At 68.6% G+C, this 26,586-nt stretch carries 19 protein-coding genes, 6 tRNA genes and 1 riboswitch; of the genes, 17 read left to right on the top strand and 8 right to left on the bottom strand.

Annotated features, from left to right (window positions below; all coding sequences use genetic code 11):
* The first annotated feature begins 150 nt into the window (after positions 1-150).
* The 5 genes from EDD27_RS26535 (at position 151) to EDD27_RS26510 (ending at position 3,755) form a co-directional block, all read left to right on the top strand.
* Positions 151-438: a hypothetical protein gene (locus EDD27_RS26535; protein WP_206641665.1), complete on the top strand. Its 288-nt coding sequence runs from the start codon at positions 151-153 to the stop codon at positions 436-438.
* A gap of 40 nt (positions 439-478) precedes the next feature.
* The gene (locus EDD27_RS26530) at positions 479-1,039 is read left to right on the top strand and encodes a PadR family transcriptional regulator (protein ID WP_127934783.1); all 561 of its coding nucleotides are present in this window, start codon (positions 479-481) and stop codon (positions 1,037-1,039) included.
* A gap of 11 nt (positions 1,040-1,050) precedes the next feature.
* Positions 1,051-1,770 carry a VOC family protein gene (locus EDD27_RS26525; protein WP_164903800.1) on the top strand — a complete coding sequence of 240 codons (720 nt, stop codon included), beginning with the start codon at positions 1,051-1,053 and terminating at the stop codon, positions 1,768-1,770.
* 463 nt (positions 1,771-2,233) lie between these two features.
* Entirely contained in the window at positions 2,234-2,902 is a 669-nt protein-coding gene (locus EDD27_RS26515) for a recombinase family protein (protein ID WP_206641664.1), read from the top strand.
* Between the two features lie 73 nt (positions 2,903-2,975).
* Complete coding sequence (locus tag EDD27_RS26510) at positions 2,976-3,755, top strand: neutral zinc metallopeptidase (RefSeq protein ID WP_127934782.1); 780 nt, start codon at positions 2,976-2,978, stop codon at positions 3,753-3,755.
* Positions 3,756-4,031: 276 nt separating this feature from the next.
* Here EDD27_RS26510 and EDD27_RS54575 read toward each other — a convergent pair whose 3' ends face one another.
* Positions 4,032-5,714, bottom strand: coding sequence for a YncE family protein (locus tag EDD27_RS54575; protein WP_164903799.1), 1,683 nt, complete (start codon positions 5,712-5,714; stop codon positions 4,032-4,034).
* Between the two features lie 801 nt (positions 5,715-6,515).
* On the opposite strand from EDD27_RS54575, the gene EDD27_RS26500 reads away from it, so the two are divergent.
* Positions 6,516-6,887, top strand: a complete 372-nt coding sequence (locus tag EDD27_RS26500; protein WP_127934781.1) for a hypothetical protein — start codon at positions 6,516-6,518, stop codon at positions 6,885-6,887.
* 152 nt (positions 6,888-7,039) lie between these two features.
* Here EDD27_RS26500 and EDD27_RS26495 read toward each other — a convergent pair.
* The 5 genes from EDD27_RS26495 to EDD27_RS56925 all read right to left on the bottom strand — a co-directional run bounded on the left by EDD27_RS26495 (position 7,040) and on the right by EDD27_RS56925 (position 9,850).
* Positions 7,040-7,114 (bottom strand) — tRNA-Val (locus tag EDD27_RS26495).
* Between the two features lie 19 nt (positions 7,115-7,133).
* Positions 7,134-7,205, bottom strand: a tRNA-Gly gene (locus EDD27_RS26490).
* A gap of 50 nt (positions 7,206-7,255) precedes the next feature.
* Positions 7,256-7,326 (bottom strand) — tRNA-Cys (locus EDD27_RS26485).
* 15 nt (positions 7,327-7,341) lie between these two features.
* Positions 7,342-7,413, bottom strand: a tRNA-Gly gene (locus EDD27_RS26480).
* Between the two features lie 91 nt (positions 7,414-7,504).
* Positions 7,505-9,850 (bottom strand): N-acetylmuramoyl-L-alanine amidase, encoded by a 2,346-nt coding sequence (locus EDD27_RS56925; protein WP_241564265.1) that lies wholly within the window; start codon positions 9,848-9,850, stop codon positions 7,505-7,507.
* Between the two features lie 186 nt (positions 9,851-10,036).
* On the opposite strand from EDD27_RS56925, the gene EDD27_RS26465 reads away from it, so the two are divergent.
* The 10 genes from EDD27_RS26465 (at position 10,037) to EDD27_RS26420 (ending at position 19,580) form a co-directional block, all read left to right on the top strand.
* Positions 10,037-10,312, top strand: a complete 276-nt coding sequence (locus EDD27_RS26465) for a hypothetical protein (RefSeq protein ID WP_127934780.1) — start codon at positions 10,037-10,039, stop codon at positions 10,310-10,312.
* A gap of 12 nt (positions 10,313-10,324) precedes the next feature.
* Positions 10,325-12,145, top strand: coding sequence for a glutamine--fructose-6-phosphate transaminase (isomerizing) (glmS, locus tag EDD27_RS26460; protein WP_127934779.1), 1,821 nt, complete (start codon positions 10,325-10,327; stop codon positions 12,143-12,145).
* A gap of 60 nt (positions 12,146-12,205) precedes the next feature.
* Positions 12,206-13,012, top strand: coding sequence for an SAM-dependent methyltransferase (locus EDD27_RS26455; protein WP_241564264.1), 807 nt, complete (start codon positions 12,206-12,208; stop codon positions 13,010-13,012).
* 118 nt (positions 13,013-13,130) lie between these two features.
* Complete coding sequence (locus EDD27_RS26450) at positions 13,131-14,078, top strand: tripartite tricarboxylate transporter substrate-binding protein (protein ID WP_127934778.1); 948 nt, start codon at positions 13,131-13,133, stop codon at positions 14,076-14,078.
* 4 nt (positions 14,079-14,082) lie between these two features.
* Positions 14,083-14,278, top strand: a riboswitch (cobalamin riboswitch).
* A gap of 86 nt (positions 14,279-14,364) precedes the next feature.
* The gene (locus tag EDD27_RS26445; protein ID WP_127934777.1) at positions 14,365-16,542 is read left to right on the top strand and encodes a ribonucleoside-diphosphate reductase subunit alpha; all 2,178 of its coding nucleotides are present in this window, start codon (positions 14,365-14,367) and stop codon (positions 16,540-16,542) included.
* A gap of 229 nt (positions 16,543-16,771) precedes the next feature.
* Complete coding sequence (locus EDD27_RS26440; RefSeq protein ID WP_241564263.1) at positions 16,772-17,785, top strand: ribonucleotide-diphosphate reductase subunit beta; 1,014 nt, start codon at positions 16,772-16,774, stop codon at positions 17,783-17,785.
* 17 nt (positions 17,786-17,802) lie between these two features.
* On the top strand, positions 17,803-18,882 hold the full coding sequence (locus EDD27_RS26435; protein ID WP_241564262.1) for a mechanosensitive ion channel family protein: 1,080 nt from the start codon (positions 17,803-17,805) through the stop codon (positions 18,880-18,882).
* Positions 18,883-19,100: 218 nt separating this feature from the next.
* Positions 19,101-19,175: transfer RNA gene (locus EDD27_RS26430), tRNA-Pro, on the top strand.
* Positions 19,176-19,292: 117 nt separating this feature from the next.
* Positions 19,293-19,367: transfer RNA gene (locus EDD27_RS26425), tRNA-Leu, on the top strand.
* A 60-nt stretch (positions 19,368-19,427) separates the two neighbouring features.
* A complete protein-coding gene (locus EDD27_RS26420; RefSeq protein ID WP_277750753.1) occupies positions 19,428-19,580 on the top strand; it encodes a DUF2637 domain-containing protein in 153 nt (50 codons plus the stop codon).
* Between the two features lie 413 nt (positions 19,581-19,993).
* Here EDD27_RS26420 and EDD27_RS26415 read toward each other — a convergent pair whose 3' ends face one another.
* Together EDD27_RS26415 and EDD27_RS26410 are read right to left on the bottom strand one after the other, a co-directional pair.
* Positions 19,994-21,727, bottom strand: coding sequence for a glycoside hydrolase family 2 TIM barrel-domain containing protein (locus tag EDD27_RS26415; protein WP_164903798.1), 1,734 nt, complete (start codon positions 21,725-21,727; stop codon positions 19,994-19,996).
* Between the two features lie 387 nt (positions 21,728-22,114).
* Positions 22,115-23,098, bottom strand: a complete 984-nt coding sequence (locus EDD27_RS26410) for a LacI family DNA-binding transcriptional regulator (protein ID WP_164903797.1) — start codon at positions 23,096-23,098, stop codon at positions 22,115-22,117.
* Between the two features lie 467 nt (positions 23,099-23,565).
* On the opposite strand from EDD27_RS26410, the gene EDD27_RS26405 reads away from it, so the two are divergent.
* Positions 23,566-26,571 carry a glycoside hydrolase family 2 TIM barrel-domain containing protein gene (locus EDD27_RS26405; RefSeq protein WP_206641663.1) on the top strand — a complete coding sequence of 1,002 codons (3,006 nt, stop codon included), beginning with the start codon at positions 23,566-23,568 and terminating at the stop codon, positions 26,569-26,571.
* Positions 26,572-26,586: the final 15 nt, after the last annotated feature.

Below are 26,586 nucleotides of genomic sequence, written 5' to 3'. Positions count from 1 at the left end.
CCGCAGGCAGCCCGCCTCGGTCAGAGCGGCCAGTTGCCGGTCCAGAAGCTACCCGGCGGCCGAGCAGGTCTTCGGCACCCTGATGCCGCACCGCCGGCCCGCGACTACGAGACCCGATCGGCCGGCTCCGAGTCGATGATCTATTGGTCGATGACCGACGACATGACCCGCCGCTTGACCGGAACGGCCACCCCGACCTGGCGCGATCCCGCACCAGGCGGTCACTTCGGGGCCTCACCCGTAGGGCGGATCGAGCGCCTGATGGCCGGCCGGACGGTGGTGATGGTGGCCCACCGGATGCGGACGGTCCAGCGCGCCGTCCGCATCGCCTTCCTGGACGGTGGCCGGGTCGTCGAGGAGGGCGATCACGAGGAGCTGGTACGCCGCGGCGGCCGCTACGCCGATTTCCTCCACGTTGGTGCGGTAAGCTCCCGGTAGCAGCTAGCCAAATTTGGCTAGTGAAGTTCGGGAGGGTTCGATGAAGCCGGTACGGCTGCTGGTCCTGGGCGCGCTGCGCAGACGCGGGCGCGCCCACGGTTACCAGGTCCGCGCGGATCTGGAGTCGTGGGGCGCGCACGAGTGGTCGACCGCCACCTCGGGCTCGGTCTATCACGCGCTCAAGAGCATGGCCGGTCAGGGCCTGCTGGTGACGCACGAGACGGTCGCCTCCGAGGCCGGGGGACCGCCGCGGATCGAGTACGAGCTGACCCAGCAGGGCGAGCGGGAGTACCTCGACCTGCTGGGTCAGGCGCTGGCCGACCGCGAGCCGAGCCTGGACGTGCTGGGCGCCGCTGTCGGCCTCATCGAGGACCTTCCCCGGGAGCGGGCCCTGGAGTTGCTGCGCGAGCGGGCCCGCGCCATGCGCGAGTGGCGCGCGAGCATCACCGCGTACCTGCCCGAGGGCACGGATCTGGCGACCTGGGGCCCGGTCGGCGAGGTGCTGTCCCTGTGGCTGAGCACCGCCGACGCCGGCGCCCAGTGGACCGACCGGATGATCCGCCGCCTGGAAGAGGGCGCGTTCACCATGGCCGGCGAATAGGAGTTCCCCCAATGGCCAACGAGATCGCCATACCGCTGCTTCCCTGCCGCTCCATCGACGAGATGGTCGACTTCTACACGATGCTCGGTTTCCGCCGGATCTACTACCAGGTCCGGCCGAACCCGTACGTGTTGCTCAAGCGCGAGGATCTCCAGCTGGGCTTCTTCGGCATGCCGGAGGCGTTCAAGCCCGAAGACTCCTACGGGACCTGCGTGATCGTCGTGCCGGACACCGGAGAGCTGTTCGAGGCGTTCGCCGCGGGCATGCGCGCGGCGCACGGCAAGCTCCTGGTCTCCGGCATCCCCCGGATGACCCGGCCGCGCAGGCGGAAGAACGACGGCAACCACTCCGGCTTCGCCGTCATCGACCCCGGCGGCAACTGGATCCGCTTCATGGCCGCCCGCCCCCTGCCGGAGAAGGAGGAGGCCACGAGCAGGCTCACCGCCTCGCTGAACCGGGCGGTCGTGATGGGCGACTCCCACGGCAAGCACGAGCGGGCGGCCGAGATCCTGGACGGCGCCCTGGAGCGGGACAAGGACACCGCGTCGGCGGCCGAGCTGCTGGAGGCGCTGGTCTACCGGGCCGAGCTCGCCGTCCGCGCCAAGGACCACGCCGCCGCCGGGCACGCCCTGGCCCGGGCGCGCGCCCTCACCCTGACCGAGGCAGAACGCGAGCAGCTCGCCCAGTCCCTGGCGGCCATCGACGACCTCGAGGCCGTGCTAGGTCTCTGACCGGGTACGGCGCTTGCGCGGGGCCGCCGAGCGGGGCGGCTGCGCGCGCATGTGGTCGCGCACGCGGGTCATGATGTCGCCGAGGTAGCGCACGTCCTCCTTAAGGACTGCGCCGTAGGTCGGGGTCTGTGCTCAGCTCGGCTGGCCCGTGTTTGGGCAGGCCGTGTTTCACAGGTGAGGACCTATGAAACACCACCTCCGGTGGGCCGCGTCCAGGGCAAACGCTGTTTCATGAGTCGGTGCAAACGGGTGGTCGTCTGAAACACTCCCAGGGTGCGCGACGATGACTTCCTCCGCGTGGAGACCACGACTGCCCGATGACCTCCTGCGCCGCTCCAGCCGGATCCCCATGTCGTACCAGCCGAGGCAAGGTGGCCGTCCAATACCACACCGCCCGCTTCCGGCTCGAGCCCGCGCTCGCCAAGGCACTCAACGTCCCGACCCGGCTGTCCGCAAGCCGGGCATGGCCTGGATCGAGCTGCCCCGCCCGGCCACGGCGGGCGCCGAGCCGGCCGGGCACGTGCGGATCGGCTACGCCCGCGCCTCCACCGTCCGCCAGTCCCTGGACACCCAGCTCGACGGGCTCCAGGCCGCCGGCGTCACCCGCGTCTTGGCCGAGAAGATCTCCACCCGCGCCACCACCCGCCCCGAACTCGACAAGGCCGTCGCCCTGGCCCGCGAGCTCCGCTCGGCGGAGGTCGCGGTCACGCTCGTGGTACACGAGCACAAACGGCCCGGCCGCGGCCTCGACCTCGCCGCCCTGGCCGAGCAACTGCGCGCCGCCGGCATTGCCCTGGAGTTCCTCACCGGCGAGCTGCAGGGCAGCCACGACCCCTCCGGCGTCATGTTCACCGTGCTCGCCGCCCTCTCAGGGATGGAACGCGAATACATCCGCGACCGCACCCTGGAAGGCCACGAATCCGCCCGCAGCCGCGGCAAGGCCATCGGCGGCGCCGCCGTCACCGACGAATCCATGCTCTCCATGGCCCTGCACCTGCGCGACCAGCACCTTAGCCTGCGCGACATCGCCGCCCGCCTTGTCATCACCAAGGGCAAGAAGAAGAGCCGTCACCCCTCGGTGGCCACCGTCCTGCGCATGCTTCGCGATCACGACGATGCCGCCGCAGGGTGATCGGGAGTTCACCGACTCCTACACCTCGTACCGATATGGCGCTCCAACCCCGCAAGCCCTATTCTCACCCATCGTGAAGCCCCTCAAGATCGCGGCACTCGCCTGCGCCCTCCTCACCCCCTTGACCGTCACGGCGGCCGCGCACGCCTCGGCGTATCCCGTGAAGAACCCCGTGCTCGTCAAGAACGCGTTGTACCAGGCCGGGCCGCTGCCCACCACGACCTGTAACGACCTGCCGGACGAGCCCATGACGCCCGCCGAGGCCCGTACCTACATCAACGAGGCCCTGCGCTGCCTGGAGAACACGTGGGGACAGCACCTGAAGAAGGCCGGCCTGCCCTATGAGCCGGTCAAGGTGCGGTACGTGACCCGCCTGCCCAAGAACTACTGCGCGTCCGAGGACGGCGAGACGATCCAGCCGTCCACGGTGTGGTACTGCGACTGGGACCGCACGCTGTCCTTCAAGATCGGCAAGTACTGGCTCCTCGGACCAATTACCGGCCTCGACCTCTTCAACACGATCGCCGTCACCTATGGTTACCACGTGCAGAAGCAGGCCGGTCTCTACGACGCCGGCGAGGACCTCAGAGCCGGCAGCAAGGCCGAGCACCTCGAGCAGGGGCGGCGCATGTACCAGCAGGTCGAATGCCTGGGCGCGGCCTTCACCAAGAGCGTCTGGCCGCTGCCGGGCAAGACCGCGCGGGACTGGGAGAGGGTCGCGTCGTCCTTCTACCGCGACTCCGCCGAGTACGGCAAGGCCGCCAACCGCAAGCGGTGGGTCAAGGCCGGTTTCCGCACCGCCGACCCGGCCTCCTGCAACACCTGGGCGGCAGCCTCGTCCAAGGTCTCCTGACGCGATCGACCCCGGCCTGGCCGGCCAGAACGTCCTGGTCGCCGCAGGGGCGGGCGGCATCGGCACGGCGATCAGCCGGGTGCTCGCCATCCATGGCGCCCGCGTGGCGATCCGCTACCTCGAGCGGGACGCCACACCGCCGACCTGCCCAACATGCCGCGGACGCGGGCAAGCGATCGCTCTGCCGGTCGTTGGGAGCCTCTGTCAGTCCTTCGCGATGGGGCGGGAGACATGGGTGACGGCGAGTCGGGTCGCCGTCACCCGGGCGTCGGGATGCTAAGCGGGCGGCTGGAGGACGGTGACCACGTGGGTGGTGCTCGCTGGCTCGATGGTCGAGTTGCCGAGCAAGTTGACGGTGTACGTGTGTTCGCCGGCCGTGGTCGGCGTATCGGAGAAGCTGAACGATCCGTCGGCGGCGGGGGTCAACTTCACCAGGCCCGTCGAGGTGCCGGTGCCGTCCGGGCTGACGACCTTGCGCGATACGGTGATGATCGTCCGCGGGAAGGTGATGCCGTCGGCACCGAAGGTTCCGCTGAATTCGAGTCGCTCGCCGACGTTGCCCGTCGCCGGTCCGGTCGCGGTGATCGTCGGCTGGTACCTGGCCACCGTGACGGTCACCGAGGAGCCGCTACCCCAGAACCATGAGTTGCCCGGCCAGTACACCTGATACTTGAACGCCCCGGTCGACGGCGGGGCGTCGGTGAATTGATAGGTCCCGTCCGCCGCCGTGGTGATCTCCTGGAACGGCCTGGAGGTGCCGTCGGGGAGCCAGCGGTACAGTTCGAGCGTCTGTACGCCGGGTGGCAGTCCGCTGCTCAGCGTGAGTCGTCCGCTGAGGGTCGACTGCTTGAGCGCGGTCACCTTGGAGGGAGCCGTCAAGGTCAGCGTGGAGGAGTGGTAGGGCGAGGGAGGCAGCCGCCAGAGGTGCATCCGCCCGGTGCCGGGCTCTTTCAAAACCGCGAAGGTGAGTGTGCCGTAGAACTCGATGCTGCCCGCCACGACCACCTTCCCCTGGTGGGCGGCTGTGTAGATGACCTCCGCGCTGGTCGCGTCGTACACCACGAGCTCCGCCGCGTCGCCCGCGGAGGAGTTCCAGCCGCCCACGACGTAGGCGCCGTTCGGGCTGGCCGCGACGGCGGTGGGGAGGCCGTGCTCGCTCAGCTCGCCGCTGTCGTAGGCGCGGGTCTTGGCGTTGGTCGTCGTGTCCCAGGCGTCGAACCGGTGGGTGTCGGCCAGCGCCGACAGCGCCGCTGACCCGTAGTCGGCGAGGGCGAGGTCCCGCAGGGACGTGTCAGCGCGGATCTCACCGCGCGGGGTGGCCGGGGTGGTGCTGACGTCATACACCCTGATCGAGGCGGGGTCCGCTCCCGGCTCTCCCGCCACCAGAGTGCTCCCCGCGACGGCGACCAGCGGAGGCTGCGTCGTGCCTGGCCCGACCGGGACGAGGGTGGGTGTCGGCCTCCACAGCTCGAGGGCGACGACGCCTCCTTCCCCCGCTTGGCCGCACCCGTATCCGACCCACAGCCGCTCGTACGACTGGGCCAGCGTGGACGGGCACGGGTAGGCGGTGAGGTCGATCCGCTTGGTGATGGCGAGTGTTGCGATGTCGATCTCGATCACTTCATGCGAATCGCGCAGCGCCGCGTACACCTTCCTGCCGTTGTCCGCCACGGACAGGGCCACGGCACCGGACAGGCCGCTGATCGTGTCGATGAGCGCGCCGTCGCTTTTGGTGACCACGATCCGATCGTCGGCGGCGACGAAGATTTTGCCGCTGTGCCCCACCACGTCGCCGCCCCTGTCGGCGGCGACGCCGAGTTCGGTGACGGTCGCGGCGGCCGCGGCGGTTGCGGCGGTGGGCGCCTGAGTGACGAGCAGGGCCGCCGTCAGGAGCAGGGTCCCGGCCCAGGCGACTAATCGGCAGGACAGAGGAGCTCGGGCAGAGGTTGATGGGCGCACAGGCACTCCGTTCTGGAGGAGAAGGGGAGAAGCGAGCACTCCGACATGACTGCGGGACTCGGCTCCGCTGACGATCTTCCCTAATCGAACACATATTCGCATAGTGTGGCATTGTCGTCTAGGGATCTTCGGCGTCGTGATTCGAAGGGCGGACCCGTCCCTCGGCCATCGCCTATGTCGTGACCCACCCGACGATCGGGCAGCCCCGAGCATCTCCGGCGCGGACACGTCAATGTTCCCGGCTTCTTGCGGGACGCTCTGAGCCTGGATCCACTGTGTGAATCTTGAGGCGAGGCCCGGGAAATAGCGTGAGGTGCCCTTTGAGCTGGGAGGATGGGAGTTCTTCACGCTTCCAGCCGCCCGTTTCAAAGGACACCTCGTAAGTGCGATTCTCCCACGCCGCCGCCCGTACGCAGGCGATCTTCGATGGCGAGCATGTGATCTCCTACGGCGGGCTGGCTCCGGCGATGCGACTGGCCGAGCGGTGCGGCCTTGCCCCAACCACCCCAAATACACCGTTGCCGACAAGTCCGGCACCCGCTGGGCCTGCTGTGACGATCATGTCCCCCGCTACCTCGCCTCCCGGCCCCCGCGCTGAATCAATACCAGGGAAGCCGAGCGGGCAGCTCGGGCAGTTTCCCCGGCCGCATACAGATCTGGGAGAAGTCCAGGGTTTCGTGGTGGCCGTGATCGCAGCGGCCGACCAGACCAACCCCAGCCCCTGATAGCGGCCCACCGGCATCGCGAGCCTTGACGTCACCGGACGGGCATCGCGCCCTGGCCCTCACGATCGAACACGGCGTGGACATCAACGCCCGAGTCGCCCCGCTCGCCGCCACCATCAACACTGCGGCGGCGTCCGACCCCGACATCGATGGCTACTGGCGCGGTGTCACAGAGTCCCGCCGGGCCGGCATGAATCAAATGATCGCCGGCCTCGCCACGCAGGGGCAGCTCCGTCCCGGGCTGGACCCGCAACGCGCCACCGACATCATGGTGGTGCTCTACAGCCACGAGACCTTCCTCGGCTTGACCCGCGATGCCGGCTGGAGCGTGCCCGAATATAAGGCATGGCTCTACGAAACGCTGAGCCGGCAACTGCTTGAGGCGACGCAGCACACCGCAGAGGCAACGGAGGACCTGTCCTACCACGACCTTCTCCGCGCGCACTGACACAGGGCGCGTCTCAGCTCCGGCGCGGCTGCGCCCACCGAAGGGTGTGGCTCGTGCGTGGCATCGTCGCCTCCTCCGAGCGGAACGTGCTCAACCTCGAACAACAAGAAGCCCCAGACTCCCGGCATGTGCCGTGAGCTGGGGCCCTTTGGTGGTGGACGATACTGGGATTGAACCAGTGACCTCTTCCGTGTCAGGGAAGCGCTCTCCCGCTGAGCTAATCGTCCGTATTGAGTTAGAACTCAGAGCGGAAGACGGGATTCGAACCCGCGACCCTCACCTTGGCAAGGTGATGCTCTACCACTGAGCCACTTCCGCATGGCGTTGCTCTTTACTTTAGCGGATCCTGGAGGGTCCGCCGTTCGCCGAGGTGGAGACGGGATTTGAACCCGTGTAGACGGCTTTGCAGGCCGCTGCCTCGCCTCTCGGCCACTCCACCAGGAGTCTCGCTCCGAGCGGAAGACGGGATTCGAACCCGCGACCCTCACCTTGGCAAGGTGATGCTCTACCACTGAGCCACTTCCGCATGAACCCCGGGCGACGTGCGCCGGGCCACGGGAAAACCATATCGTCTCCGCGGAGTGCCCGTGCGCACTCGAAGGTTCGCACGGCGAAATTCAAGGGATCAGGCGGACGTCTTTCGTCATCACGAACATCACCCGATGGCCCAGCTGGATCTGGTGGTAGCGGGTCTTGCCGGTGGTGGTGACATGTTTGGACGGATGGAACGCGCCGGCGGCGTAATAGGAGCCGGTGATCGTGTCGCCCACCGTGTACGTCTGCCCGGGGGAGATCGTGTACTGGAGCGGGGTCAGGGGCTGATACGACGCAATGCCAGCTGTATAGGCGGACTTTTCGGGATATGCGCGACCGTACACCTTGGTGTTGGGCTTCAGCGGAGTGACCAGCGAGCCCTTGGCCGGGACGGCGGTGGGGTTGGCTGCCGGGTTGTGGAACCACGCCTTCTGGCCCAGGTACCAGATGGCCGTCCAGTCGCCGCGCCGCTCGGCGACGGCGAAGCGCTGGCCCGTCGAGGCGCGGGCGGCGTGGTCGTACACGCTGTACGAGCTGGGCTTGCCTCCGTGTTTGCCCACGTCGGTGACCAGCGGAGCGCTCGCGCTCGGCGCGGCATGCAGCCAGACGGTGCTGGCGCCGTGCGGCGGGCAGTCCTGGCCGGCCTTGGCGGCGAGGCCCGGGACGCTCTTGCTGGCCAGGCAGCCGGTGAAGCGAGGGCGGTTCGAGTCGTACGACGGGCGGATCATGACGGAGTCGCCGCCCTTCACGGCCGTGAGCGGTCTCCCCATCAGCTCGAAGTAGTGGGCCCAGTCCCAGTACGGGCCGGGGTCGGCGTGCATGCCGGCGACGGACTTCGGGGTGGTGCCCGGGACGTTGTCGTGGCCCAGGATGTGGGCGCGGTCGAGCGGGATGCCGTACTTGTCGGCCAGATAACGGACGAGCTTGGCGGACGCCCGGTACATCGCCTCCGTGTACCAGGTTCCTCCCTTCGCCAGGTATCCCTCGTGCTCGATGCCGATGGAGCGGGTGTTGACATCCCAGTTGCCCGCATGCCAGGCGATGTCCCTTGTCGCCACGTGCTGGGCGACATGTCCGTCACGGGAGCGGATCGTGTAGTGCCAGCTCACGTACTTCGGGTTGCCGATCATGGAGGGGATGCCCTGGTAGGTGCCTTCCGTGTCGTGGATGACGATGTAGTCGACCGACCGGGGGCGGAGCATGCGGTCGTGGTTGCCGTAGTCCTTGTTGTTCTTCTTGCCGAAGCGCTGGTAGGCGGCGGGCATCCATTCGCAGGCGAGGGAGGCCGGGCACTCCGTCGTCGCGGCCCTTTCGACCGGCGGCTCCGCCTCCTCGGCATACCAGCCCTGGGACAGGGGGGCGCTGTTCGTGGACGGCAGCCCGTCACCCGGGCCGTTCTCACCAGGGACGGCCTGCCCGTCGACGCCGTAGACCTGTCCCTCCGCGGAGGGCTGCGCACCGGCGACGCCGCCGGCCGGGGCGACGCCTCCTACCTGCTGGGTGCCGACTTCTGCCGGATGGGTGGTGCCCGCCGCCGGTGGGGCGGTGTCCGCTGCCGGTTGGGTGGTGCCCGCCGCCGGTGGGGCGGTGGCTTCCGCTGCCTGGGTGATGATCCCTGCCGGTGGGGCGGTGCCCTCCGCCGGCTGGGGGTCGTCGGCGGAGGACTTGCTCTCCATGCCGGCGCGCAGGCTCGGCACGGGGTCCAGCCGCACCACGTGCCCATCGTCGGTGCGGCGCTGCATCCCCTCCCGGATCACCGCGAACACCTCGTCGGCGAACTCCCGTGCCGCCATCGAGTCCTGCGCTCCCGAGTACCGGGCGATCGCGCCGTACCAGTCGGACGGGTCGGTGCTGGGGCGGTTCTGGTAGGAGGCGAGCAGGGCCGCGCCGGCGCGGATGTTGGCGGAAGGGTCGGTCCGCAGCCGGGCGGGCTCCACGCCGATCAGCCGTCCCGCCTCGGGCAGCGTGGTCCGCGGCGCCGCCTGGGCGGTCCGCGGTGCCGCCTGGGCGGTCCGCGGTGCCGCCTGGGCGGTCCGTGGCGCCGCCTGGGCGGTCCGTGGCGCCGCCTGGGTAGTCCGTGGCGCCGCCTGGGCGGTCCGCAGCGCCGTCGACGGCGGGACGGTGGCCGGGCGCGGCGGCATCGGCCGGGCGTCATCCCCCCGGGCGTCTCCCAGTGCGTCCCCGATCACGGAGGAGCCCGCGGGGATCGCGTCCACGAGATGCATCGGTCCGTAGCCGCCGGCGGTGCTCGGCGACCCTCCGTGCGTGTCCCAGCGGGACCCGAGGTATGAGACCCCGAGCAGCACGCTCACCGGGACCCCGAATTCGCGCGCGGCGGCCATGAAATCGTGCTGCCGCCCGGAGGCGAGGTCCTTCCCGGGCGCGGCGAGCACACCGGCGGCAAGGATGGCGGCGAGCAAGATCTGCATGACATCTCCCCCGTAGATCGTCACGACATGACTACTCAGCGTAACTGTTCCCAGAAAGGGACGTGTCAGACGGGGCAGGTGATACAGATGAGGTTTCTGCTTCGCGCCGCGTGGTGCCGCTATATCCTGCCCGATATCGGGCAGGATGTTGGCGTGTCTCGTTCCAGATGCGTAGTGTCCTCCTCTGTGTCCACGGCACGACATCCCTACGAAGATCTCGTCGCGCACCTCACCAGGACGAGCCCGCTGGGCCCTGGAGAGGCCGCGCGGGTGATCGCCGACGTGCTGTCGTACTTCTCCGAATCCGCCGAGGAGTACGTCCGCCGCCGCCACGGCGAGTTGAAGGCCCGCGGCCACACCAACGACGAGATCTTCCCCAGGATCGCCGCCGAGTTACGCGGCCGCCGCGTGGCCGCGCCAGAGCTGTCACTGCGGCAGCTTCGCAGAATTGTTTACGGATAAGAGGAGACCTCGATGTGCGGAATCGTGGCCTACGTAGGCCCCAAGGACGCCGCGCCCATCCTGCTGGAGGGCATGCAACGGCTTGAGTACCGGGGCTACGACTCGGCGGGGATCGTGGTGTCCAACAAAGGGCTGAAGGTACGCAAGTGCAAGGGCCGGGTGGCCGACCTGGCCAAGGTCGTGCCCACGCGGTTCAAGGGCGGCCTCGGCATCGGGCACACCCGATGGGCCACGCATGGTGTGCCCAGCGACGAGAACGCCCACCCCCACCTGTCGGCCGACCAGCGCATCGCGGTCGTGCACAACGGCATCATCGAGAACGCCGGCGATCTGCGCGCCAAGCTGATCGCCGACGGCGTCGAGTTCGCCTCGGAGACCGACACCGAGGTGCTCGCCCACCTGATCGCCCACGCCGTGGACGAGAACGACTCCCTCGAGGAAGCGGTCAGGAAGACCCTCAAGAGCATCGTCGGCACGTACGGCATCGCGGTCATCGACGCCGAGCGGCCCGGCGAGGTGGTCGTGGCGCGCAACGGCAGCCCGATCGTGCTCGGCATCGGCGAGAAGGAGATGTTCGCCGCCTCCGACGTGGCCGCCCTCGTCCGTTACACCCGCCAGGTCGTGCACCTGGAGGACGGCGAGCTGGCCGTGCTCAAGGCCGACGGCTTCCACACCTTCGCCAGCGACGCCCGCGAGACGGCCAAGGAGCCGCTGACCGTCGACTGGGACGCCGGACACTACGACACCGGCGGCTACGAGCACTACCTGCTCAAGGAGATCTCCGAGCAGCCCGAGACGATCACCCGGACGATGAGCGGCCGGCTCGACGAGCGCTTCCACGTGGCCCACCTGGGCGGGCTCAACATGGACGCCCGCGAGACGCGAGGCTTCCGCCGCGTGAAGATCATCGGCTGCGGGTCGGCGTACTACTCGGGGCAGATCGGCGCGCAGCTCATCGAGGAGCTCGCGCGCATCCCGTCCGACGCCGAGCCGGCCAGCGAGTTCCGCTACCGCAACCCGGTCGTCGACCCCGACACTCTCTACGTGGCGATCAGCCAGTCGGGCGAGACCTATGACACGCTCGCCGCCGTGCAGGAGCTCAAGCGCAAGGGCGGCCGGGTCATCGGCATCGTCAACGCCGTCGGCAGCGCCATCGCCCGCGAGGTGGACGGCGGCATCTACCTGCACGCCGGGCCGGAGGTCTCCGTGGCCTCGACCAAGGCGTTCACCTCGACCTCGGTGGCGTTCGCGCTGCTCGCCCTGCACCTCGGCCGGGTGCGCGACCTGTCGCCGGCCGACGGGCGGCGCATCGTGGAGGGGCTGCGCCGGCTGCCGGGGCAGATCGAGGAGATTCTCACGCAGAGCGACAAGATCGCCGAGCTGGCCCAGAAGTACGCGACGCACGCGAGCATGATGTTCGTCGGCCGCGTGCGCGGTTACCCGGTGGCCAGGGAAGGCGCGCAGAAGCTCAAGGAGATCTCTTACGTGCACGCCGAGGCGTACCCGGCCAGCGAGCTCAAGCACGGCCCGCTCGCGCTGATCGGCCCCGACATGCCGACGGTCGCGATCGTCCCCGACGACGAGCTGCTCGACAAGAACCTCACCACGCTCGGCGAGATCCGCGCCCGCGGCGGTCAGGTCCTCATGGTCGGGCACCGCGAGCCCGACGCCAAGCTGGCCGACGACGTCATCGTGATCCCCAAGAACGAGATCGAGCTCGACCCGATCCTGCTCACGATCCCGCTCCAGCTGCTCGCCTACCATGCCGCGGTCGCGCTCGGCCGCGACGTGGACAAGCCGCGCAATCTTGCGAAGAGCGTAACGGTCGAGTAATCGGCTCCAATTCAGCCACAAACCTCGTTATTCCGCTTCGAACGACATAAATTCACTACTGTGCGGCAGTTCGACCAACAGCGGCCTAATCCCGCACGCATGTACGACTACATGCTCGGCGGGAAGGCCAACTACGCGGTCGATCGCCTGGCCATCGAGCAGCTCGCGGAGCTGATCCCGGAGGCGGTCCCGCTGGCCCGCGCCAACCGGGCCTTCCTCCAGCGTGCCGTTCGGTACGTGGCCGCCGCCGGGGTACGCCAGTTCCTCGACCTGGGCAGCGGGCTGCCGACTCAGGGCAGCGCGCACGAGGTCGTGCCCGAGGCTCGGGTCGTCTACGTCGACCACGATCCGGTCGTGGCCGCCCACGCCGCCGCCCTGCTCGACGGAGCCCGCGGAGCCCGCGGAGCCCGCGGAGCTCGGGATTCGGGCAGGGCCGTCGTGGTCGAGGCCGACCTGCTGGACCCCGATGACGTGCTGGCCCAGGCCGGGCGGTTCCTCGACCTGGCCGAGCCGGTCGGGGTGCTGCTGGTGTCGATCCTGCACTTCCTGCCCGACTCCGCGCAGCCGCAGCGGGCGGTGGCCGCGCTGCGCGAGCGGATGCCGCCGGGCAGCCATCTGGTGATCAGCCACGCCACCACGCGAGGGCGGCTGGAGGAGGATCGTGCCGGAGGCGGTCGTCAGGGCGCGCCGGCCGGTGGCGGCGATCGCACGCCTGCCGAGATCCGCGCGTTCTTCGGCGACTTCGTGCTGGAGCCGCCGGGGCTCGTACAAGCCGTCGACTGGCGTCCTGACCGACCCAAACTGGTGGGGGACTGGTCCCTTCCGTCGTCACTTATGGCGGGCGTCGCGAGAAAAGCGGCTATTTGAGCGAATAAATCGCTACATTTCGGGTTCTGTCCCCGGCGTGATCTCAACGCGTACGTGTGCATCTCTCTGTAATGGGTGAATAACTTGGAGTAAGGAGGCGTACGCGAAGGAGAGGCACATGCGCCGTCGGCGGTTCTTCGCATGGGGACTGGGCGTGGTCGCGTGCGCGGCCGGCTGCGGGACCGAGCGCTTCATCGGTGGCGCGCCGGGGCTGCGGAGCGAGTTCTCCATCAACCCGGCCGGCCGCCGCTGGGACCGGGTCGGGCAGGCGTTCGCCGGCGCGGCCCGCGCCTCCGGCTACCAGACCGGCGCCGGCACGAAGATCACCCTGACCGGCCTGCCCGCACTGGCCGCCGCCGAGCTGAACCACGGCCAGACGCCGCTCTACACCGCCACCCCGCTGTCCAGGCTGGCCGGTGACGTGGAGGTCGTGGTCGTTCCCGGAGACTCCCGCTTCAAGGACTTCGACGAGTTCGGCGCCCATCTGCTCGCCCGGCCGGGAGAGACGCTGCTGGCCGGCGGGCCGCAGGGGGCGCCCGACCACCTGCTGTTCGGCCTGATCGCCAAGGGCCTCGGCGCGGACACCAGGCAGGTCGACTACACCGGCTACCCGGGCAGTCAGGAGGTCGCGGCCGCGCTGTTGTCCGGCGAGGTCGCGGCGGGCGCGGGGCTGCTCGCGGACTGGCGTGAGAGCATCGGCAAGGGCCGCGTGCGGGCGCTGGCCGTCTCCTGCGCCGTCCGCGTGCCCGACCTCGACGTGCCGACGCTGCTGGAGTCCGGCGTACGCGTGGACTTCGCCGACTGGACGGCCGCCTTCGGGCCCGACGACATGCCGGACGAGAGCCGCGAGGCCGCCATCCGCATGTGCGAGGACGTCACCGGCTCGACCAGCTGGCAGGCCGCCTGCCGGGCGAGCGGCTGGATCTCGATCCCGCTCAGCGGCGACGACTTCAGACGATGGCTCGCCTCCGAGGTGGCGCGCACCCGCGCCGTCCTGCGGGATCTCGGATTGGTGGACACGACCAAAGCCACAACATGCTGGGGTAGTTGCGGGAACGGCCACTAGATGTAGGATCCTGGTCGTCGCTGGTTCGCCTCCCCGGAGGCGGAGCAAAAGGGAACCCGGTGCGATTCCGGGGCTGCCCCGCAGCGGTGAGCGGGAACGACCGCCGTCATGAGCACTGGAGCGATCTGGGAAGCGACGGCCAGTAGGAGCTGTTGAGCGCGCCCGCGAGCCCGAAGACCTGCCAGCGGCATGCAGTGTCCATGGCCTCGAGGGAGGGCCGGGAGCGACGGGGACCCGCCATGCTCTCGCGTGCCCTCACGGGGATGAGCTCGCGAGGAGAGAGCACGTGACGCAGGTCATTGAGATCGACCGTCGGCTGGCCATCGAGGAGGCCGCGGCACGGGTGATCGCCGACCCGGCCAACTCCCGGGTCGCCGCCCGGCTGCTGGCCGAGGAGATCGCCGACGAGGCGGCCGGCCACGGGGTGCGGTCGTTCTCCGAGTCCATCGCCGCCACTCATGCGGCCGGGCTGATCCAGGACGGGCTGGCCGCGTTCGTCGCCGCGCACGCCGCCGAGCTGGACGCGCTGGTGGGGGAGGAGGCCGACGGCCGGTTCGAGTACTTCGGCCTGCGTACCGTCTACGACCGCTACCTGCTGCGCCACCCCGAGACGCGGGCCGTGCTGGAGCGGCCGCAACACTTCTTCCTGCGCGTGGCCTGCGGGCTGTCGGAGACGGTCGGGGAGGCTGCCGAGCTCTATGCCCTGATGTCCACGCTGTCCTACCTGCCCAGCTCGCCCACGCTGTTCAACTCCGGCGCCCGCCGGCCGCAGCTGTCGTCGTGCTTCCTGCTCGACTCGCCGCGCGACGAGCTGGAGTCGATCTACGACAGGTACGGCCAGGTGGCGCGGCTGTCGAAGTACGCCGGTGGCATCGGCATCTCCTGGACCCGGGTGCGCTCGCGCGGTTCCCTGATCCGGGGCACGAACGGCCACTCCAACGGCATCGTCCCGTGGCTGCGTACCCTCGACTCCTCGGTCGCGGCGGTCAACCAGGGCGGCCGGCGCAAGGGCGCGGCCTGCGTCTACCTGGAGACCTGGCACGCCGACATCGAGGAGTTCCTGGAGCTGCGCGACAACACGGGCGAGGACGCGCGCCGCACCCACAACCTCAACCTGGCCAACTGGGTGCCCGACGAGTTCATGCGCCGGGTGGAGGCCGACGAGGTCTGGTCGCTGTTCGACCCGAAGGAGGTGCCCGACCTCACGGACCTGTACGGGGAGGCGTTCACGGCCGCGTACCGGGCCTACGAGGCCGCCGGGCGGTATGTCCGGCAGATCCCCGCCCGCACCCTCTACGGCCGCATGATGCGCACTCTCGCCCAGACCGGCAACGGCTGGATGACGTTCAAGGACGCCGCCAACCGCACCTCCAACCAGACCGCCCGCCCCGAGAACGTCATCCACCTGTCGAACCTGTGCACCGAGATCCTCGAGGTCACCAGCGACGCCGAGACCGCCGTGTGCAACCTCGGCTCGATCAACCTGGCGGCCCACCTCACGGGGCGCCTCGCCGGCGCCGACATGGACTGGGAGCGGCTGCGCCGCACCGTCCGCACCGCGGTGCGCTTCCTCGACCGCACCATCGACCTGGGGTTCTATCCGACGCCTGAGGCCGAGGCGGCCAACAAGCGGTGGCGGCCGATCGGTCTCGGCGTGATGGGCCTGGCCGACGTGTTCTTCACGCTGCGGCTCCCGTTCGACTCCCCGCAGGCCCTCGCCCTGTCCACGCGGATCGCCGAGGAGATCGCGCTGGCCGCGTACGACACCTCGGCCGACCTGGCCGCCGAGCGCGGCAGGCACCCGTCGTACGCCGACACCCGTGCGGCCGGGGGAGTCCTGCACCCGGACCACTACGTGGGAAGCACCCCTCCCTGGGACGCCCTGCGAGAGAAGATCGCGATCAACGGTCTCCGCAACTCGCTCATGATCGCCATCGCGCCGACCGCCACGATCGCCTCCATCGCCGGCTGCTACGAGTGCATCGAGCCGCAGGTGTCCAACGTGTTCAAGCGTGAGACCCTGTCCGGCGAGTTCCTCCAGGTCAACCGCTACCTGGTGGCCGACCTGCAGGCGCGCGGGCTGTGGACGCAGCAGATGCGGGACGCGATCAAGCGCGCCGACGGCTCGATCCAGGACGTCCCCGGCATCCCCGACGACCTGAAGTCGCTCTACCGGACCGCCTGGGAGCTGCCGCAGAAGGCGCTGATCGACCTGGCCGCCGCGCGGCAGCCGTACATCGACCAGTCGCAGTCGCTGAACCTCTTCATGGCCAGCCCGACGATCGGCAAGCTCTCCTCGATGTACGCCTACGCCTGGAAAAAGGGCCTGAAGACCACCTATTACCTGCGCTCGCGCCCCGCGACCCGCATCTCCCAGACCACGGTGGCCGCGCCGGCGGAGATCGCGGCGGAGGCCGTCGCCTGCTCACTGGAGAACCCCGAGGTCTGCGAAGCCTGCCAGTGACTTAGTGACCGCTTCACCGAAGAACGCGGCCAACGATGCGCTCGTAACGGCGCGCACCCCGTGAGCCTTCACGACCGGCCATGACAGATGGAAGCCAGTGACGGCGCGTGCGGGTAAGCCGGCCGGCCGTAAAAGAAGAATCTAAGCCCGCCTTCACGACCGGCCATGACAGACCCAAGCCCGGTGCGGCGCGTGCGGTGACGCTGGGCGACCGTAAAAGACGAAGAAGATGTTTGAGGAGAAAGCGTTGCTGCTCGACCCCGGAATGGACCTCACGCTCCGCCCGATGCGTTATCCGGACTTCTACGAGCGCTACCGCGCCGCCATCCGGAACACGTGGACGGTGGAGGAGGTGGACCTGCACACAGACATCGCCGACCTCGCGAAGATGACGCCGCAGGAGCGGCACCTCATCAACCGCCTGGTCGCGTTCTTCGCCACCGGCGACTCCATCGTGGCCAACAACCTGGTGCTCAACCTCTACCAGCACGTCAACGCTCCGGAGGCCCGCCTCTACCTCAGCAGGCAGCTGTTCGAGGAAGCCGTGCACGTGCAGTTCTACCTGACGCTGCTCGACACCTACCTCCCCGACCTCGACGAGCGGGTGAAGGCGTTCGCCGCCATCGAGCACATCCCCTCGATCCGCGACAAGGCGGAATTCTGCTTCAAGTGGATCGACTCGATCAACGGCCTGGACCGCCTGGAAACCGCTGCCGAGCGCCGCCAGTTCCTCCTCAACCTCATCTGCTTCGCCGCCTGCATCGAGGGCCTGTTCTTCTACGGCGCCTTCGCCTACGTGTACTGGTTCCGCTCCCGAGGCCTCCTCGGCGGCCTGGCCACCGGCACGAACTGGGTGTTCAGGGACGAGTCCATGCACATGGAGTTCGCCTTCAGCGTGGTGGACACGGTCCGGGCCGAGGAGCCGTCGTTGTTCGACGACGAGCTGGGCAAGCAGGTCACCGCCATGCTGGAGGAGGCCGTGGCCGCCGAGCTGGCCTTCGCCGCGGACCTGTGCGGAGCCGGTATGCCCGGCATGAGCGTGGACCAGATGCGCCAGTACCTCGAGTACGTCGCCGACCAGCGCCTCGCCAGGCTGGGCCTGCCCCGCCGCTACGGCTCGGCCAACCCCTTCGCGTTCATGGAGCTGCAGGACGTCCAGGAGCTGGCGAACTTCTTCGAACGGCGTGTCTCCGCTTACCAAGTGGCGGTTGAGGGCAATGTGACCTTTGACGAGACGTTCTAGACAAAGGGGGCATTAGCGTGCAGTCTCCGTCGGACTGGCCGATTCTCGTAATCTCGGTGATCGGGGCGATCATCCTGGTCGAGTTGGTCCGCCGGATGCTGAACAGGATCGGACGCAAGTTCGCGCTCGCCCGGCATCTGGTGGAGCACTGCACCTGGCCCGCGTTCACGGTGGCCGCCGTCCTGGCGTTCAACGTGGTGTTCGGGCCCGGCATGTTCGGCGACTCGCCGTCCGAGCGGGGTCTCGCCGGCACGGTCGAGCGGGTGCTCGGCCTCGTCACGATCGCGGCGGTCACCTGGCTGATCGTGCAGGCCACGTACGCGCTGACGGACGTCGTCCTCGACCGGCTCGTCCACGTCGAGGGCGAGCGCAACCGCCGGGCGCGGCGGATCATGACCCAGATCGCGCTGGTCCGCCGGGTCGCCGGCGCGATCATCATCGTGGTCGCCATCGGCGCGATGCTCTTCTCCTTCCCGCAGGTGCGGGCCCTCGGAGCCGGGCTGCTCGCCTCGGCCGGCATCGCCGGCGCCATCGTCGGCATCGCCGCCCAGCCCACCCTCGGCAACATGCTCGCCGGGCTCCAACTGGCCTTCAGCGACGCGCTGCGCCTCGACGACGTGGTCGTGGTCGAGGACGAATGGGGCAGGATCGAGGAGGTCACGCTCACCTACGTCGTCCTGCGCCTCTGGGACGAGCGCCGGCTCGTCCTGCCGGTCAGCTACTTCACCCAGACCCCGTTCGAGAACTGGACCCGGCACGGCAGCCGGGTGCTCGCCGTGGTGTTCCTGCGGGTGGACTGGTCGGTGCCGGTGAAGCAACTGCGCCAGGCGCTGTACGAGTTCCTGCAGGGCAACCCACTGTGGGACCAGAAGGACTGGACGCTCCAGGTCACCGACGTGCTGCCCAACGGGCTGGTCGAGCTGCGCGCCCTCATGAGCGCCGCCGACTCGCCGTCCTCCTGGGACCTGAAATGTGACGTACGCGAATTCCTCGTCGACTACGTCAGGGACAACTACCCGGAATCCCTGCCCCGCTTCCGCGTCGAAACCCCGGAGACCAGAGTCGGCCTGGCCTGGGAGCACACGGAAAATAAATAGGTGGCACGCGCCCCGATCGCCGGTTTACCGTAGTAATCGTCCACCCGAGAAAGCAACCAGAGGAAGGCGGCGAGAATGCGCGACCTGAGCACCACGTGGCCGCCCGCGCCCCTCCCCGAGCTGCCGCCCCGCCGGCTTTCCGGATAGTCCCCAAGGATTACCGCGAAAGCCGTCTCGGCCATATCCGAGGCGGCTCTTTTCATGCACGACCTCCATATCCGAGTGTGGGGTAGCTTGGTGGCCCGCCTGCCTTGGGAGCAGGAGCATCGCAGGTTCGAATCCTGCCACTCGGACGACGGCCCTGAAAGAAAAGGGCCGCGGGCCACGGCCTGGCCGACGGGAATGGCGCCCCCCGGCCGGACCACGCCCTCGCCCCGGGCCAGGCCCACGCCAGCCCAGCCCGGGGCTCAGCCGCTCTGGCCCAACAGGCAAGAGGCGCCGTCTTCAGGAGGCGGAGGTTCAGGGTTCGAATCCCTGGGGCGGCACCCACTTATAGGGGAACTTTTGCGATCTCTGCCGATGCGTTGATTCGATGGACGACCACCTTGTCGGTGGTGCTGGTGGCCGGCATCGCAGCTGCCGTGTCCTATCGGCACATGTACGAGCTGGCACTGCGACACGGTGAGAGCTCGCTGGGGGCGACGCTGATCCGGCTCGCGGTGGACGGCATGATGGGGCACCAGGCCACTACGCCGTGAAGGGCCCAGCTGACGCCAGCATGGTCAGCTCCGGAAGTGGGGAAGACGAGCAACCTGACGTCCTACTGGACGAGGACGGTGTTCCTCCTGATCGCAATGGCGGGGGTCGGATGTTGCAGCGGGCGGCGTGGCGGTGGGCGCTGGAACATCGTGGACCCGATGGTGATCTGCCGAGCGGGGTCAAGATTGCCCAGGCGTTTTCCCGCCGTCCCCGCTCGTCGTGTCCAAGTTTCTGGACATGCAGAATTACTCCCTCGGTTCTTCAAGGGCTGTATGAGCCAGTGAGATGCGGAACGATGGCGGCAATCCTCCTTTCTCATGGCCGAATCCACTTCTGCCATTGCTGATCAGGAGTTCTCGGTCTCCTCGTCGCTGCCGGTGCCGGAGCCGATTCAGCCGGAATCCGGGGGCGGTCAGCGACCATGGACTCGCACCTCCTTGATCTCGGCCGGAGCCTCAGGGAACACGAGCTTCACTGCGTGCAGGGCGCGGCCTCGCAGGTCGAACGACAACCGGCGGTCGGTGGTGCCGGTGGCCACCTCCTCGGCGGCCTGGCCATCGGAGACCTCCAGTCGGTACGGCACGGCGTCCGGCTCGCCCAGGAGAACCGTGACGGTGTCTACTTGCCACAGGCCCTCGAGGTCGACGCGGATCCAGGCACCCGGCTCGTTCGTGGCGCTGACCCAGCCCTCCCCGGTGGAGTAGTCGGTGACCAGGTGCGCCGGACGGTCGGCCACCGAGCCGCTGCTGAAGACGGGCCGCTTGGCCGACAGCAGGCGCGGGGCGTCGGAGGAGGGAAGGAACGACATCGAGGGCGGGCCTGGGGACAGGCGGCGAGGCTGGCCACGCCATCGTTCCCCGCCGACGGCCTCGATGGTCAGCTCCGCCGGGGGCAGACCGTCCGCGCTGGCCCGCAGCGTGTTCGGGCCGGCGAAGTAGGAGCGGAACTCGATCGCGCCGACCCCGTCGAGCAGGCCGCGGTTGTCGGGGGACAGCGTGATCGAGGTTCCGGTGGGGAAGATGCCGCCGCCCTCGACGACCTCGATGCGGACCGGGCGCTCGTCGGCGACGACGTTGCCCGACGCGTCGACGAGTTCCACCATGACCTGGGTGTCGTCGGTGCCGTCGGTGGCGATCGTCATGCGGTCCGCGCTCAACCGCAGTGCGGTCGCGGTGCCCGGGAGCGGCCACGGGGGCGGCTCGACGCCTCGAAGCTCGCGGCGGTACCAGTACCAGGACCGCAGTGGGAGGCGGAAGTAGTCGATGAAGCCCATGCGCCCCATGTCGGGCACGATGCTGCCGTGGTGGATGCCGCACCAGAGGGCGATGCCCGACCGCCAGGCGTGCGGGGTGTCGACACCATGGCCGTACCGCGGGCCGTGGGTGCCGGGGCGGTCCTCGATGACGCTGCCGTACTCGGAGACCAGGTTGGGCCACGGCGGCTTGTGATAGAGCGACGCCCCGTCGCCGTTGTAGCCGGCCACATCGCCGAGCTCGTCGAAGCCGCGGCGCTGCGCACCGCCCACCGCGGCCGGCCGGGTGGGGTCGAGGTCGTGGACGAGCTCGACCAGGCGCCGGGTCAGGTCCTTGGCTTGCGGGATCACCTCGTCGTCGCTGAAGAACACCTCGTTGCCGGTGCTCCACGCGACGATGCTGGGGTGGTTGCGGTTGACGCGGATCATCTCCGTCATCGCGCGAAGGCAACTGTCTTCGAATTCCGCGCGGTCGGCCTCGTGCGGCGGGTAGGCGCTGGCGTTCCAGAACCCTTCGGCGTTCTGCCCGCCGATGCCCCAGAAGCACAGCTCTGACCAGAACAGTACGCCCTGGCGGTCGCACTCGGCGGCGAACTGGTCGTGGTGGGGGTAGTGCGCGCCGCGGATGAAGTTCATGCCGCTCTCGCGGATCAGGGCGACGTCGCGGCCGATGCCGCTGTGGGTCGCCGCGTCGCACCACCCGGCGCGATCCTGGTGCACGTTGGCGCCGTGGATCGGCAGGTGCTCACCGTTGAGGAAGAAGCCCCTGTCGGCGGTGAACTCGACGGTGCGCACCCCGAAGGCGGTGACGGCCTGGTCCAGGCAGCGCTCGCCCTGGACCAGGCGCTGCTCCAGCGTGTACCAGCGCGAGATGCGTGCCGAGATCCTCGGCACGTACGTGGAGCACCCGCCGGTAGATGCCGCGGCCGACGTAGAAGCCTGTCTCCATGAAATACGGGATGCCGAAGGAGTGCGGCAGGCCGATGTCATAGAAGTCTCCGTCGTCGAAGTCCTCGGCGACCGCGCCGGCGGGGTCGCCATAGGTGAACTTCCAAGCCCTGTTGATGAGATCCCTACGACGGATCATGACGCGTCCGTCCCGGGCTTGATGGCGGTAAGGCGAACCTGTGGGAAAGCCCGATGCGGGCGAGGGGCTGCGACGGAGTACAAGGGCACGATGAACAGCTCTCACAAAGGGACGCTTGAGGGCCGTGAACGTTCACGGCATATCCATGAAAAATCACCGTAAAGAGCGGGTGCACATGTGTCAAGGCGTGGCTGTCAAGCGGATTCGCGCCAAAGAATATGCGGGCGCACCGTACGCCGCATGGGTGGCAGCTCGCCGAAGTCGGCTGTGGCCAGCGCGTCGGCGAGGTCTAGGGCGTTGCTCACCAGCGCGTGGCGATCGATGGATATCGTCGTCAACGTCGGATGCACGGCCTCGCCCAGGGTGAGACCGTCGATGCCGCAGATCCTCACCTTTCCGGGCACGTCGATGCCGAGTGCGTGCGAGGCCTGCACCGCGCCGATCGCCATGAGGTCGTTGAAGACGAGTACCGCGTCCGTGTCCGGATGGGCGCCGACGAGTTTGGCGAACGCCTGACCGCCGCCGGCCATCGATTCCTCGCCGACGACGACCATCTCCGCCGACCCGGTCCCGGCGAACTCCTCGAAGTACCCACGCCGCGGCGAGGACACGTAGGTGGGGGAGGTACGCAGCGAGTAGGCGGAATCGATCATGCCGATGCGCCGCGCGCCCTTGCCGCGAAGAGCCTCGATCGCTTCACGCACGCCTTCGCGGATGTCGACTTCGACGGAGTGCATGCCGGGCAGGCTGCCGGCCCGCTCCAGCATCACGAGCGGGATGCCGCGGCAGGCCTTGATGAGGTCGTCGTCGTCCTGCATGAAGTGCCCCATGAACACGTCCACCTGGCCTGACAGCATGTCGAGCGCGCTCGCTTCATCCTCCGTTTCCGTGGAGGCCATCACCACGTGCCAGCCGCGCTCGGCCGCGGCGTTGAGCAGGTCGCCGGCGATCTCGGTGAAGTACGGATTACGGAAGGAGGCCACTAAATAGCCCATCGCGCGGGTCTTTTTCCGCACGACCAGGTTGCGGGCGAAGCGGCTCGGCCGGTATCCGAGTCGTTGGCAGGCTTCCAGCACGCGCTGCTTGGTCTGTTCGTTGATCTCTCCCATGTCGTTGATGGCCCGGGTCACGGTCTGCCGGGAGACCCCGGCGGCCTGGGCCACATCGTTGATCGTCACTCGTTTCGCCATCGCCGTCCTAGGTTCGTTGCCTGAGCCGATGGTACTGACGGGACGGGCCGCAAGCCGTCGCCACCCGCGACGACCTGCGGCTCGGCGGGCGCGCTCGGCTTCGTGGTCGCGCTCGGCTTCGTGGTCGCCTCCATCCGCAACTCCTTACCACGCCGAGATCAACTTCGGGGAGACGAAGCCGTCCGGCACGTCGTCCGGCCGCGGCTTCTGTGGCGTGAGTCTGCCTGAACCCTGACTATTGACAGGCAAACCACCGATGTTTAGGTTGTGTTTCACGCCAGTGTCGTGAACGTTCACGGCGCTCGCATCGTGAACGTTCACGATTCTAGCCCCCGCTCCTGCAACCTGCGCCACGGCATCGAGGCGAGACTGCGCCCCAGCGCTCTCACTGCCCGAAGGGTCGTTTTACCAGGTAACGGATCCTATTCCATCGTCTTCCATGGGTCGGTAGAACATTGTCCTCCAGTGAAGCACCCCGTAACGTCTCATCGTTCGAGCCGGGCGCAGGCCGGCTGAAACCTCGTGCCAGCTCGGCCAGCAGCGCCCGCTCGCTTTCCCTCGATGGTGATTGGATGTTTCACCTGGCTCCCAGCCTTCGGGAAATGAGCGACGGCTTCGAGAGCCTTGACTTCGACGATTCCGCCTGGTCGGTGCTGCGGGTGCCAAGTTCTTGGCAGATGGAGGGCCTCCGCGACCACGAGGGCAACCTTCTTGATCACGGGCAGGCACGGTTCGGAAGGCCCGCGTACACCAATCAGATCTACCCGTTCCCGATCGACCCGCCTCACCCGCCGGACGCCAACCCCACGGGCGAGTACCGCCGGACCTTCGAGGTGGACAGGCTCGAAGTCGCGAGCTGGGTGTTGCGGTTCGAAGGTGTGGACTCGCATTTCACGGTGTGGCTCAACGGGGTGGAGCTCGGCTGGAGCACCGGCAGCAGGCTGCCGACCGAGTTCGACGTGACTCGCACTCTCCGGGAGGGTCAGAACGTCCTGGCCGTCCGGGTGCACCAGTGGTCGGCGGCGAGTTACCTGGAAGACCAGGACATGTGGTGGATCTCAGGGATCTTCCGCTCGGTCTCCCTGGTCGAACGACCGGCCGGAGCCATTGGCGACCACTTCGTGCACGCCGACTTCGATCACCAGACGGGAGACGGCATCCTCTGTGTCGAGTCCGACGTCGCGGCGGTCGTGGACATCCCGGAGCTGGGCCTCGCCGGCCTGCCGGCGGGCGAGACCGTCCACATCGCGGGGGTCGCCCCATGGAGCGCGGAGACCCCGAGGCTGTATGCCGGAGTGCTGAGGAGCGAAGGCGAATCCATCGAACTCCGCATCGGGTTCCGCACCGTTCGCGTCGTGGACGGCACCATCACCGTCAACGGGTCGCCGATCCGGTTCCGCGGTGTCAACCGGCACGAGTGGCATCCGGAGACGGGCCGCACCCTGGCCCTGGAGACGATGCGGGCCGATGTGCTGCTGATGAAGCAGCACAACATCAACGCGGTGCGGACCAGCCACTACCCGCCGGACAGCCGTTTTCTCGACCTGTGTGACGAATACGGCCTGTGGGTGATCGACGAATGCGATCTCGAGACCCATGGATTCGGTCAGGTCGGCTGGGATCGCAACCCGTCCGCGGACCCACGGTGGCGATATGCCTGCCTGGACCGGGTGCAGCGCATGGTCGAGCGCGACAAGAACCACCCTTCCGTGATCATGTGGTCGATGGGCAACGAGTGCGGGGTCGGCGACAACCTCCGTGCGATGGCCGAATGGGCGCGCCGGCGTGACAGCACCCGGCTCATTCACTACGAGGGCGACTATGACAGCTCCTACGTCGACCTCTACAGCCGGATGTATGTGGACCTGGACGAGCTCGAATTGATCGGCATGGGTGCCGACGAGCGCACAGTGGACGCCCAGGCCGACGCTCATCGCCGTGCTCTGCCCATGATCCTCTGCGAGTACGCCCACGCCATGGGCAACGGCCCAGGCGGCCTGGCGGAGTACGAGGAGCTGTTCGACCGCTACCCACGGCTGCACGGCGGATTCGTCTGGGAGTGGATCGACCAGGGCATCCTGCAGCGCGCGGCAGAAGGTCCCAACGCCGGGCAGCTGTTCTACGCCTACGGAGGCGACTTCGGGGAGGTCGTCCACGACGGCAACTTCATCGCCGACGGCCTCGTCTTCCCTGATCGGACCCCGTCTCCCGGGTTGGTGGAGTACAAGGCGGCGATCGCGCCCGTGGTGCTGTCCATCGACGACGGCGACGGGATCACGCTGACGGTTCGGAGCAGATTCGATCACATCGACACCTCCAGCCTGGCCTTCGCCTGGCTGCTCGAAGAGGACGGCGCTGAGCTGGGCGGCGGCACCGTCGAGATCCCTCCGGTCCCTCCACGCGGCACGACCCGGGTCCGGTTCGGCGACACCATTGCCGAGCTGGCCGCCGACGCTTCGGGCGAGGTCGTCCTCACCGTGCACGCGTTGCAGGCCAAGGAGCGTGATGGGGTGCCCGCCGGCCACGAGATCGCCTTTTCGCAACGGATCCTGGCCGGTGCCCGGCAGCAGGAGCACAGCCGGATCGAGGGCCTTCCGGTCACGGTGTCCCAGGACGGGTACCGCCTCGGGAACGCCGAATTCGGCTCCGATGGGCGGCTGGTCATGTTGGGCGAGCTGCCTGTGGTCGGTCCTCGTCTGGATCTCTGGCGTGCGCCCACGGACAATGACCTGGCAGGGCCGGGGCAGGCGCAAGCCTGGCGCGAGCTCGGCCTGGATCGCCTGGAACACCGGACCGTACAGGTGCTGCCGCAGGAAGACGAACTCGTCGTCGAGACGGTCAGCATGGCTGCCGGGCGGGAAGCCGGGACGCGGACGCGGATGATCTGGTCCGCGCGCCCGGACGGCCAGCTCGAGCTGCGCGTTCACCTGAGCCCGGTCGGCCGGTTCGACACCGGTCTCGCTACCCTCATCCACGACTCCAGCCGCGTGAGGCGAGGCACCGTACCGCGTCTGGGCGTACGTCTCGGGCTCCCGGGCGGTGAGGCAACTCTGGAGTGGTACGGCCTCGGCCCGGGCGAGAACTACAGCGACAGTCGCCTGGCGGCCCGTCTCACCCGCCACCGGGCCACGGTGGCCGAGCTGCAGACCCCCTACGTCCGTCCACAGGAGAACGGCAACCGCGGCGCAGTGCGATTCGCGGAGATCTCCTGGCAGACGGGCGAGCGACTGCGCGTCACCGCGCCCTCCGGCGTCAACGTGACGTTGCGCCCCTGGACCAGCGAAGCGCTGGACGCGGCGCAGCACACCACCGACCTGGTGCCGGACGGAAGACTCTGGCTCAACCTCGACCTCGCCCACTACGGGCTCGGCTCGGCGTCTTGTGGTCCCGACGCGTGGCCGGCCCACCGCTTGTACCCGCACACCTGCTCACTCCTGGTCCGCTTCGCCCCGGTGCGGTGACGCACGAGTCCGAAA

This window comes from Nonomuraea polychroma (genome assembly GCF_004011505.1).
Classification (GTDB): domain Bacteria; phylum Actinomycetota; class Actinomycetes; order Streptosporangiales; family Streptosporangiaceae; genus Nonomuraea; species Nonomuraea polychroma.
Note: the sequence above shows the minus strand (reverse complement) of the source record. Positions and strands in the feature narration are given on the sequence as shown.